An 8,713-nucleotide genomic window follows, 5' to 3' on the forward strand; every position below is an offset into this window, starting at 1 on the left:
GCTGGAGAGCATCTGGAACGTCAACAACAACCCGGTGTCGGCCAATCACGCGGTCGCCGCGGCGCGCGGTGTTCTCGACGTGCTGCCGAAGCTTGCCAATGATCTCGGCAATCTCGAGCTGCGCAGCACCATCGGCAGCGAGAACGAGCAGGCAATGCCGTGCTGCACGCCGTGCCGCAGCGTGATCGGGTAGGACAGCGAATGCGCGATCGCCGTCTTGGTGTTGGAGAACGCCAGCCCCGCGAACAGCGCTGCCTGCGCCATGCGGCTGCGCAGCTCGAGATTGCCGAGATCATTGGCAAGCTTCGGCAGCACGTCGAGAACACCGCGCGCCGCGGCGACCGCGTGATTGGCCGACACCGGGTTGTTGTTGACGTTCCAGATGCTCTCCAGCGCATGCGACAGCGCGTCGAGCCCGGTGCTGATGGTCAGCAACTGCGGCTTGCCGAGCATCAGGCGCGGATCGATCACGGCATGGGTCGGATAGAGCGATGGGCGCGCCAGCGAGTATTTCTTGCCGTTGGCCTCATCCCAGACCGTGCCCCAGCACGTCACCTCGCTGCCGGTGCCCGCGGTGGTCGGCACCGCGATGATCGGGATCGCCGAGAGGCGTTCGGCGCCCTGCTGCGTCTCCAGGTAGGTTTTCACGGTCGCGAAGTCGCCGCCGGCGGCCGCGAACACTTTTGCCGAGTCGATCACCGAGCCGCCGCCGAGCGCGATGATCACCTCGGGCTGCTTCGCGTGCCCGGCAAAGCGCGCGGTCTGCTCGGTGAGCAGTCGGTAGTCCGGATTGGGCGCGACGTCGCGGATGGTCAGGACCGACGGCCCCGCCGCGGCGCGCAGCCGCCGCTCGAGTTCATCAAAGAACGGCTCGCCATAGGTCACGAGCGCATAGGCGCGCTTGCCGATCAGCGCCGGTAATTTGTCGAAGCTGTCTGCTCCGAATTCAATTCTTACCGGGTTGGAATAAGTCCAGGCCATCCACGCGTCCTCCGTTTGGCGCGAAGGTACGTCGTCGGCTGCTATTGACAAATTCATTCTACGGATGCGTTCTATTGATTATGTCAATAGTGTTCAGCCAGCTGCGCGCCTTCCACGCGGTCGCCGCCCATGGCGGCTTCACCGCGGCCTCCCGCGTGCTCAATGTCGGCCAGCCGACACTGACCATCCAGGTCAAGGAGCTGGAGGAGAGCTACGGCGTCGAGCTTTTGATCCGGAAGCCCAGGCACACCGAGCTCACCGAGGCCGGCGCCGCGCTGTTCGAGATCACCCGCGGCATCATGACGTTCTGCGACGAGGCGCACGAATTGCTGGCCGCGCACGGCAAGGCGACCAAGGGCCATCTCAGGGTCGCGACCGTCGGACCGTTTCATGCCACCGAGATCATCGCGGCCTTCAAGCGCGATCATCCAGAGGTGCAGATCTCGACCCTGCTCGGCAATTCCGAACGCACCTTCCGCCACATCGTCGACTTCGAGGCGGACGTTGCGATCCTGGCGGAGGTCCCGGAAGATCCGCGCGTCACCATGATCCCCTACCGCACCCACCGCGTGATCGTGTTCGTCAACCGGGATCATCCCTGGTTCAAGCGAAAATCGGTCAGGCTGCGCGAGCTCGCCGACCAGCCGATCGTGCTGCGCGAGCGCGGCTCGACCACGCGGCGCGCCTTCGAGGCGACGATGCAGGATGAGGGCATCAGGATCGAGCCGGTGTTCGAGATCGAGAGCCGCGAAGGCGTGTGGAAGGCGGTCGAGCGCGGGCTCGGCATCAGCGTCGTCGCCGACTTCGAATTCGTGCCGCATCCGAACCTGCGCGCACTCGAGATCAGCGACCGCACCATCAAGACTCAGTACAGCATCGCCCATCACAGCGGCCGGGGCCATTCCCCGATCATCAAGGCGTTCATCGAGACGGTGCGGCGGATGAAGGGTGGCGATACTATCGCGAAGAGGCTTTCTCGGTTTTCAATGCGAACAGCGCCACGAGTGCAGCCAAACTCAAAGCCGATGTGACTGCAAGCGTATAGCCGCCGAGCGGTGAAATCAGGAACCCGAATGCCAGCGGCGCGATCGCTTGCGACAGTCGCGACGGTGCGCCGAGCAATCCCAGACGGTAGCCGTAATCCTTTGGACCGAATATCGCCAGCGGCAGCGTGCCGCGCGCAATCGTCAGGATGCCATTTCCGGCACCATGCAACAGCGCGAAGACTCCAGCAAAGCCACCGCCGAACAAGCCGATGACGCAGGCGCCCAACGGGTGCGTGATGCAGGCCAGTCGTGCCGACCAGAGCGGATGGAAACGCTTCAGCAGGCTCGCCTCGACGATACGCGCCGCCACCTGCGCCGGACCGATCAACGCACCCGCCGCGATCGCCTGCGCCTGCGTAGCGCCCAACGACTCAAGAATTCGTGGCAAGTGAACCGCCATCGCCGACGTGACGCTCCAGGCGGCCGCGAAGGCAAAGGCAAGCAACACCATCGCGCGGTCGATCGGAATATGCGGCTTTGGCGTGTCGGCTGCGACCCGATGCTCTCGCTTCAATTTAGGAATCAGCAAGCCGTTGAGCGGCAGGCAAATCAGGATGTGTGCGGCCGCCCAGCCGAAGCAAGTCCAGCGCCAACCGATGGTTGCCAGTCCCCACGCAGTGAGCGGCCAGCCGATCGTGCTGGCAAAGCCCGCGATCAAGGTAATGCCGGTGATGGAGCGGCGGGCCGTGTCACCGTAGATGCGCCCGAGCGCAGCGAAAGCTGCATCGTACAGCCCAAGGCCCATGCCAACGCCAAGCAGCAGCCAGCTCACCGCCATCAGTGCGACGCCCTGCGAAAGCCCGAGCAGGATCAGGCCCGACGCCAGAATAAGGTTGGACGCGCAGAGCACTTCACGCCCGCCCATGCGGTCGATCTGGCGACCAACGCGTGGGCCCAGCAGCCCAGAGATCACCAGCGCCATCGAGAATGCGGCAAACAGCCAGTTCGTCGAGATGCCGAGGTCGCGCGCAATCGGGTCCGCGAGAATGGCTGGCAGATAGTAACTCGATGCCCAAGCCAGGGTTTGCGTGGTGCCGAGCGCGACAATCAGGACGTTATCCGCACGGCGGCTCATCCAGCGCGCGCACCCGGCGTCCTCGGCGAAACCACCTCTCCGTCTTCCTTGACGAATTGGCCGATGTCAGCCGCGGCGAGCAGATCAAGCACGGCCTCGGACGGCCGACACAACTTCACGCCCTTTGGCGACACCACGATCGGCCGATTGATCAGGATCGGATGCGCCAACATGAAATCGATCAGCTCGTCGTCGCTCCACTTTGGATTGGCAAGATCGAGCTCCCCGTAAGGCGTGCCCTTCTCACGGAGCAGCGCGCGCGGCGTGATGCCCATGGCGGCGATCAGCGCGACCAGGGTGTCGCGCGCGGGAGGCGTCTTGAGATATTCGACGATCTCGGGCTCCTCCCCGCTTTGGCGAATCATGGCCAAGGTGTTGCGCGACGTCCCGCAATCGGGATTGTGATAGATCGTCATCGTCATCGGACTGCCTCCCTTGTCATTTCGGCGCCCCTCAGCAGCCACGTCATGAATGCCGCCGCGACCACGGCGCCCAAAACTTCGGCGACGATGAATCCCGGCAAGTCCTGCGCACGGATGCCGGAAAACGTATCGGTGAGGGATCGCGCGATGGCGACGGCCGGATTGGCGAAAGACGTCGATGCAGTGAACCAGTAGGCAGCCGTGATGTAGAGCCCGACCAGCCACGGGATAGCGGCTTCACGAAATCGAAGACCGCCGAGAATGGTTGCGATCAATCCGAACGCGGCAACGAATTCCGCAAACCACTGCGGAAATCCCGTCCTTGCCTTCGCAGAGAACTCCAATAGCGGCAGACCGAACATGGCATGCGCAACCATCGCGCCTAGAATGCCTCCGAGCACCTGCGCCGCGACGTACTGCGCGGCGTGCGGCGGACGGAGTTCGCCCTTGAGCGTGAACACCAGCGTCACCGCCGGATTGAAGTGTGCGCCGGATATTGGTCCAAGGATCGTGATCAGCACCACCAGAATGGCGCCGGTCGGAAGCGTGTTGCCGAGCAGCGTCAATGCGACGTCCTTGGTCAAGGTCTCGGCCATGATGCCGGAGCCGACGACGGTCGCGACCAGAAGCAAGGTCCCTGCCCCCTCGGCCGCAAGGCGCCGCGGAAGGTCGAAGTCGCGCATCAGGCACGCGCCTTCTTCTTGGCCGTGGAAGGCCCGCACTGGGCCGCGGCGAGCGCCGGCGCACAAATTTCCGGGTGGCCCGCGCAGCAATCCTTCATCAGGAACGCGATGAGATCGCGCAGGCCATTGAAGTCTGCCGAATAGATGATCGAGCGCGCCTCGCGGCGCGGCACGATCATGCCCGCATGTTCGAGGTCCTTCAGGTGAAAGGACACGTTGGACGGCGACACTGCGACCGACTCGGCAATCGCCCCCGCCGCCATGCCATCGGGACCGGCCTGCACCAGCAACCGCACGATCCGCAGCCGCGTTTCCTGCGACAGCGCGGCGAAGGCGGTTCGGGCTTGACGCTCCTCCATCTTTCGATAATCCTACAATTCAATAATCATTGAAATGAGGATAGCGGCAATGAATACGCCTGCCAATACCCGATCGCTCGTCGGCGCCCTGCTGCCGGTGGATGAGCTTTCAGCTACGGCGCTGCTTTCAAGCCTCGAGGCGCACAAGGAGAAGCCGCTGATCTTCAGCTACGACGGCCAAGACGTTCGCCCGAGCTACCACGTGACCGAAGTCAAGACCGGTTCATTCAGAGGGCTTGATTGCGGCGCGAACCCCGAGAGCTGGAGCGAGACCTTCATTCAACTCTGGGACATCGAGGAGGAAAACCGCGGCCATATGGCTGCCGGCAAGTTTCTCGCAATCATCCGCAAGGTTGACGAAGCCGTCGGCTTCGATCCGCAGGCCAAGCTGACCTTCGAAGTGAGCGACGGCGTGCGGCCGATGCAAATCTATCGCGCGGAGCGCATGGATGCCGGCGAAGCCGCGATCCGCGTCTATCTTTCAGCGCGTCCGTCGAGCTGCAAGCCTCGCGACCGATGGCTGCAGGAGCAGCAATCCTGCTGCGCCCCGACAGCCAAGCAGCCGTGCTGCGGCTGATTGCTGCTGAGCGGATAGGCCGCGGTCCACGGGACCAGAGTCAGCTCGCGATTTGAGAAATTTGCGGCTGTCAGCCGCACCGTTCAAGATGACGCGAAGCCCGCGATATGGCGATAGCTGAGCCGCAGCGCCTGCTCGACGATGCCCGCGCAGGTACAGCCGCGCAACTCCCGTGTGCCGAGCCCGATCGCGGGGATTGCCATTGCCTTCCATGACGTTCACACGCCCATCATGGGCACGCGAACCCGTGCCTCCCAACTCAACTCTGCGTGGTACCGCGCACGGCGATTCGTTCAGCCGCGCAGCGCGCGTCGAACATCATTTTCTCATTCCGCGCACGAGTACGCCGACGCTCCCCACGCAATCGCGTCATGCGCTGGAAAACCCGCCCCGCCCGCCTGTGTCGCGTCTTCAAATATGCATTTTCTGTGGCAACGACCGAAGCCGACTGCTATGGCCGATGTGGGGTTGCCTGCGTAGCAGGATTTTTTTTCGATTTGGGGCCGGGCGATCATCTTCGCCCATGCAGTGATTTCAAAAAATGCTTTCTTCAAAAATGCTTCCCGCATTTGGAATCGTTTCGGCAATCGGCAACCGCACAAGATACGTTCAGGCGTCGCTCACATGGCTCCTTGTGGCGCTCTTTCAACTCGCTCTCATATCGCCTTCCTTCGCGATATCTGCCGGCTGCAGTCAGATCAACGCGACGTGGGGTGGCGGGCTCTCGGTCGCATCGTCCGCTGAGCAATATCTGACATACAGCCTTTTGGCCGGTGAGAAACTCACCTATTCGGCCACGACGTCGGGAGATACGAATCCACCCTCGAACCGTACCAGCGGTGCCGGATTCGCGCTCTACGGGCAGAATGGAAACACTGTCATTCTCGAGCAATACGGAGCAGCAGGCAGCGAACTCAATCTCAACGGCAGTTACGTTCTTCCGCTGAATGATACCCAATTCATCGTCTATGCCTGGAGCACTGCAACTGGTTCTACCCAGGCGACCGTGACCTGCTCGGCTCCGCCGGCCGTGACGGCGATATCGCCGACATCCGGGCCTCAGAGCGGCGGCAACTCGGTCGTGATCACGGGCACGAACTTCACCGGCACTTCGGGCGCCGGCGGCGTGAAATTCGGCGCCACGAATGCGACGAGCTACACCGTCAATTCCGACACCCAGATCACCGCGATCGCGCCGGGCGGTTCTGCGGGCACCGTCGATGTGACCGTCACGAATAGCGGAAATACGTCGGCGACTTCGGCCGCCGACCAGTACGCTTACGTCGCGGCACCGACCGTCACCTCGATCTCGCCGACGGCGGGGCCGACAGGCGGTGGCACCACGGTGATCATTACCGGCACCAATCTGACGAGCGCGACGGGGGTCACATTCGGCGCATCGCCGGCGACGACCTTCACGGTCAATTCCGCAACCCGGATCACGGCGACCTCGCCTGCCGGCACCGGCACGGTCGACATCAGGGTGGCGACCGCAGGCGGCACGTCGCTGACGTCAGCCGCCGACCAGTTCACTTATGTCGCAGCTCCCGCCGTTACCTCGATCTCTCCGACGTCGGGTCCGGGCGCTGGCGGCACGACCGTGACCATCACCGGCACCAACTTCTCGGTAGCCACGGCCGTGACCTTCGGGGCGACGTCCGCAGCCGGTTTCACCGTCTTGTCGCCCACCACGATCACAGCGACTTCGCCCACAGGCGCGGGCATGGTCGATATCAGGGTGACTTCCGTAGGCGGAACGTCGGCAATATCGGCAGCCGACCAGTTCACGTATGTTCCGTCCCCAACCGTCACTTCGATTTCTCCGACCGCCGGCACGACAGCAGGCGGCACCTCCGTGACCATCACCGGCACCAACTTCACGGGCGTAACGGCGGTGACCTTCGGCGGCACGGCCGCGGCAAGCTTCGCCTTCAATTCCGCCACCTCGATCACTGCGACCTCACCAGCCGGTACCGGCACGGTTGATATCAGGGTCACGACCGCAGGCGGGACCTCGGCGACGACGGCAGCCGACCAGTTCACCTTCGTCGCGCCACCGACCGTCAGCTCGATCTCGCCGACAACGGCGCCACAGACGGGCGGCGCGATGGTGATCATCACCGGCACCAATCTGTCGGGTGCGACAGCGGTGACGTTTGGCGCAACCGCTGCGACGGGCTTCACGGTCAATTCCGCGACCCAGATCACCGCAACGTCGCCTGCCGGCACCGGCACGGTCGACATCAGGGTGACGACAGTCGGTGGGACTTCGGCCACGTCAGCCGGCGACCAGTTCACTTATGTCGCAGCCCCCACTGTCACCTCGATCTCTCCGACGTCGGGTCCAGGCACCGGCGGCGCGACCGTGACCATCACCGGCACCAACTTCTCGGGAGCGACGGCCGTCACGTTCGGGGCGACGGCCGCGCTGGGCTTCACCGTCGTGTCTCCTACCACAATCACCGCGACCTCGCCCGGAGGCGCAGGCACGGTCGATATCAGGGTAACCACCGTCGGTGGCACCTCGGCCACGTCGGCCGCGGATCTGTTCACCTATATTCCGGGACCCGCGGTCACCTCGATCTCCCCGACGACAGGTTCTCAGACTGGCGGCACGACGGTCACCATCACCGGCTCCAACTTCACGGGTGTAACGGCGGTGACCTTCGGTGCCACAGCCGCGGCAAGCTTCACCTTCAACTCCGCGACATCGATCACCGCGACCTCGCCGGCCGGCACCGGCACGGTTGATATCAGGGTCACGACCGCGGGTGGCACCTCAGCAACCTCGGCCGCCGACCAGTTCACCTATATCGGGCCACCAACCGTTACCTCGATCTCGCCGACTGCGGGACCCTTGGCAGGTGGCACCACGGTCACCATCACTGGTTCGGGCTTCACGGGCGCCACCGCTGTGACCTTCGGCGCAGCGGCCGCCACCAGCTTCACCGTCAATTCAGCAACCTCGATCACCGCGACATCGTCCGCCGGAACCGGCACCGTGGATATCCGCGTGACCACGATCGGCGGCACCTCGGCGACTTCGGCCGCCGATCGCTTCGCCTATGCAGCGGCTCCAACCGTGACGGCAGTCGCACCGCCGGCCGGGCCGCTTGCGGGCGGCGCCTCGGTGACGATCACCGGCACCGGCTTCACCGGTGCGACGGCGGTGACCTTCGGCGCCACGGCTGCGACCAGCTTTACGGTCAATTCCGCGACGTCGATCACCGCGGTCTCTCCTGCCGGAGCAGGTACCGTCGATATCAGGGTGACCAATCCGATCGGGACCTCGGCCACCGCTACGGCCGACCAGTTCACCTACACGGCGGCGCCGACGGTGACGTTGATCTCGCCGGCATCGGGACTGGCTCCCGGCGGTACGGCTGTGACCATCACCGGCACCGGCTTCACCGGTGTGACGGCGGTGATCTTCGGCGCCACGGCCGCGACCAGCTTCACGGTCAATTCCGCGACGTCGATCACCGCGACGGCGCCCGCCGGGCCCGCCGTCGTCGCTATCACGGTGAGCACCGCGCGGGGCACCTGCGCAACCCAGGGCGCGCGCCCGTT

At 64.2% G+C, this 8,713-nt stretch carries 9 protein-coding genes and 1 pseudogene; 3 read left to right on the forward strand and 7 right to left on the reverse strand.

The annotated features are described in order from the left end of the window. Positions 1–45 precede the first annotated feature (45 nt). Positions 46–981 (reverse strand): phosphonoacetaldehyde reductase, encoded by a 936-nt coding sequence (locus FNJ47_RS42450; RefSeq protein ID WP_236000473.1) that lies wholly within the window; start codon positions 979–981, stop codon positions 46–48. A gap of 80 nt (positions 982–1,061) precedes the next feature. Between FNJ47_RS42450 and FNJ47_RS42455 the strand changes: the two genes are divergently transcribed. Beyond that, positions 1,062–2,012: a LysR substrate-binding domain-containing protein gene (locus FNJ47_RS42455; protein ID WP_236000475.1), complete on the forward strand. Its 951-nt coding sequence runs from the start codon at positions 1,062–1,064 to the stop codon at positions 2,010–2,012. Here FNJ47_RS42455 and FNJ47_RS42460 read toward each other — a convergent pair. From FNJ47_RS42460 to FNJ47_RS42475, 4 genes are read right to left on the reverse strand one after another with little or no spacing between them, the layout of a single operon-like run. Next, positions 1,939–3,102: an MFS transporter gene (locus FNJ47_RS42460; protein ID WP_163162286.1), complete on the reverse strand. Its 1,164-nt coding sequence runs from the start codon at positions 3,100–3,102 to the stop codon at positions 1,939–1,941. The two genes, FNJ47_RS42455 and FNJ47_RS42460, sit on opposite strands and share 74 nt — an antisense overlap. Continuing rightward, entirely contained in the window at positions 3,099–3,524 is a 426-nt protein-coding gene (arsC, locus tag FNJ47_RS42465) for an arsenate reductase (glutaredoxin) (RefSeq protein WP_163162288.1), read from the reverse strand. Before arsC ends, FNJ47_RS42460 begins: the two co-directional genes overlap by 4 nt. After that, entirely contained in the window at positions 3,521–4,207 is a 687-nt protein-coding gene (locus FNJ47_RS42470; RefSeq protein ID WP_163162290.1) for an aquaporin, read from the reverse strand. The genes arsC and FNJ47_RS42470 overlap by 4 nt, the downstream gene beginning before the upstream one ends. Next, positions 4,207–4,566 carry an ArsR/SmtB family transcription factor gene (locus FNJ47_RS42475; protein WP_163162292.1) on the reverse strand — a complete coding sequence of 120 codons (360 nt, stop codon included), beginning with the start codon at positions 4,564–4,566 and terminating at the stop codon, positions 4,207–4,209. The genes FNJ47_RS42470 and FNJ47_RS42475 overlap by 1 nt, the downstream gene beginning before the upstream one ends. A 49-nt stretch (positions 4,567–4,615) precedes the next feature. On the opposite strand from FNJ47_RS42475, the gene FNJ47_RS42480 reads away from it, so the two are divergent. Then, on the forward strand, positions 4,616–5,143 hold the full coding sequence (locus FNJ47_RS42480) for a DUF6428 family protein (RefSeq protein ID WP_163162294.1): 528 nt from the start codon (positions 4,616–4,618) through the stop codon (positions 5,141–5,143). A 104-nt stretch (positions 5,144–5,247) separates the two neighbouring features. On the opposite strand, the pseudogene FNJ47_RS42485 reads toward FNJ47_RS42480, so the two are convergent. Both FNJ47_RS42485 and FNJ47_RS42490 read right to left on the reverse strand, forming a co-directional pair. Continuing rightward, positions 5,248–5,346, reverse strand: a pseudogene (locus tag FNJ47_RS42485) (aldo/keto reductase); the annotation flags it as partial. Positions 5,347–5,469: 123 nt separating this feature from the next. Further along, positions 5,470–5,712: a hypothetical protein gene (locus tag FNJ47_RS42490; RefSeq protein WP_163162296.1), complete on the reverse strand. Its 243-nt coding sequence runs from the start codon at positions 5,710–5,712 to the stop codon at positions 5,470–5,472. Between the two features lie 197 nt (positions 5,713–5,909). Here FNJ47_RS42490 and FNJ47_RS42495 point away from each other — a divergent pair. Further along, positions 5,910–8,713, forward strand: a 2,804-nt coding sequence (locus FNJ47_RS42495) for a beta strand repeat-containing protein (RefSeq protein ID WP_236000474.1), incomplete at its 3' end; no start/stop codon positions are given.

Source organism: Bradyrhizobium uaiense (genome assembly GCF_010811875.1).
Classification (GTDB): domain Bacteria; phylum Pseudomonadota; class Alphaproteobacteria; order Rhizobiales; family Xanthobacteraceae; genus Bradyrhizobium; species Bradyrhizobium uaiense.

Bases quoted from the DNA above. Each gene is read 5' to 3' on its own strand.
- FNJ47_RS42450 (WP_236000473.1), bottom strand. From the start codon at position 981: ATGGCCTGGACTTATTCCAACCCGGTAAGAATTGAATTCGGAGCAGAC.
- FNJ47_RS42455 (WP_236000475.1), top strand. From the start codon at position 1,062: ATGTCAATAGTGTTCAGCCAGCTGCGCGCCTTCCACGCGGTCGCCGCC.
- FNJ47_RS42460 (WP_163162286.1), bottom strand. From the start codon at position 3,102: ATGAGCCGCCGTGCGGATAACGTCCTGATTGTCGCGCTCGGCACCACG.
- arsC (WP_163162288.1), bottom strand. From the start codon at position 3,524: ATGACGATGACGATCTATCACAATCCCGATTGCGGGACGTCGCGCAAC.
- FNJ47_RS42470 (WP_163162290.1), bottom strand. From the start codon at position 4,207: ATGCGCGACTTCGACCTTCCGCGGCGCCTTGCGGCCGAGGGGGCAGGG.
- FNJ47_RS42475 (WP_163162292.1), bottom strand. From the start codon at position 4,566: ATGGAGGAGCGTCAAGCCCGAACCGCCTTCGCCGCGCTGTCGCAGGAA.
- FNJ47_RS42480 (WP_163162294.1), top strand. From the start codon at position 4,616: ATGAATACGCCTGCCAATACCCGATCGCTCGTCGGCGCCCTGCTGCCG.
- FNJ47_RS42490 (WP_163162296.1), bottom strand. From the start codon at position 5,712: ATGCGGGAAGCATTTTTGAAGAAAGCATTTTTTGAAATCACTGCATGG.